Below are 985 nucleotides of genomic sequence, written 5' to 3' on the forward strand. Positions count from 1 at the left end.
GTATATGGTAATTTTGAAATAGGATTTGCTATAGCATCATCTTTGGCTATTGAAATTGATAAATCTTCTATAAACGAATGGAGAGAACAAATAGATTTATATTACTTATATGGTGTATTAATTTTTAATATTATTAAAACAATTATATCTGATTATTCCATAAATAAAGGATATGTATATAATGGGAGGTTTTGTTTTTCAAGAGCTTTTATTCAGGCTTTTTCTGAGAAAGGAATTACTTTTTATACGCATGAAAGAGGTTCTACAATTTATAAATATGAATTATATAAAAATACTTTACCTCATGATATTAATAATTTTACACAACGAGTTAATAATTGGTGGAACAAAGAAAATAATTTGTTTTTTAAAAAAAATGTCGCTGATGTATTTTTTAAAAAAAGATATCTTGGACAACAAACGGATTTTCTCTCTTTTACAGCAGAACAAAAACACGATAATTTACCTAAAGAAATTATCAAATACAAAAAAATATTATCAATATTTACTTCTAGTACTTTTGAATATGACTATCTTGGTAAAGAATATACATATAAATCTTATTCTTCTCAAATAGACGGAATTAATCAGATTATTAATTCTTTAAAAGATGATAAAGATATTGGAATATTTTTAAGGGAACACCCTAATCAAAAAACAATAATCAATAACTTTAGAAGAAATCTTAAAAATATTAAGGCTGACAATTTTTATTTAATACCGTCTGAAAGCGATATTAGCTCTTATGGACTTTTATTAAATTCTGATGTTGTAATAACATTTAATTCAACTATGGGGATAGAAGCAACATATTGGGGTATTCCATCAATATTGTGCTCTAATGCAGTTTATGAAAATTTCTCAATTACTTATGAACCATCATCTCATGAAGAAGTAATAAAATTAATTAAATCTAATTTAAAACCTATTGTTGGTGACGATGTATATAAATACGGATACTACCAAGCCACATACGGTATAGATT

General features: G+C 24.9%; 1 protein-coding gene. It reads left to right on the forward strand.

Annotated elements, in window-relative coordinates:
- A partial coding sequence (locus ACYVTD_RS13985) for a capsular polysaccharide export protein, LipB/KpsS family (RefSeq protein WP_461248334.1) occupies nt 1-985 on the forward strand: 985 nt, incomplete at both ends.

Source organism: Treponema sp. R6D11 (assembly GCF_054786075.1).